The following is a 507-nucleotide window of genomic DNA, read 5'->3' as shown; positions in this document are numbered from 1 at the left end:
CGATGCAGAGCACGGTCCGGTCGCCGCGCCAGGTGTCTGCGTCGGGGTAGATGTAGGACGGCTCGAGGTCGGCGTAGGCGCTGTCGGTCAGCAGCGGGTCGGCCTTGTCGGTGCAGCCGTTCTCGGACTGCTCCTTGACCTTCGCCTCGCCCGGGTAGGGGCCGGCCGGCAGCTCGATGACGGTCACGACCTGGCTCTCGTGCGGCAAGGTGCACCCGATGCGGGTGACGACGACGATCGGCTCGGTGCGGCCACCGGAGAAACAGTCACCGGCCGTGAGCTTGTCCACGAACACCTGCGACCCTCCGACCACCGGCGCGGAAGCCCTGGGCTGCGGCTGGTCCCCGGCCCCTCCCAGCACGGCGACGACCACCACGGCTGCCCAGCCGATGGTGCCGATGGCGCCGAGGACGATGCCGGCGACTGCACGGCCGCGACCGCGCTGGAAGCCGGACCGCAGCTGGTTGAGGGCGACGGCACCGAAGACGACGGCGAGCACCCCGACGA

1 protein-coding gene is annotated in these 507 nt (G+C 71.6%); it reads right to left on the bottom strand.

Features of this window, described 5'->3' with window-relative positions; translation table 11 throughout:
- The coding region (locus ABD194_RS19890; RefSeq protein WP_343994739.1) for a DUF4190 domain-containing protein at window positions 1-507 on the bottom strand (507 nt) is incomplete at both ends.

The organism is Terrabacter terrae (assembly GCF_039529575.1).
Classification (GTDB): Bacteria; Actinomycetota; Actinomycetes; order Actinomycetales; family Dermatophilaceae; genus Terrabacter; species Terrabacter terrae.
Note: the sequence above shows the minus strand (reverse complement) of the source record. Positions and strands in the feature narration are given on the sequence as shown.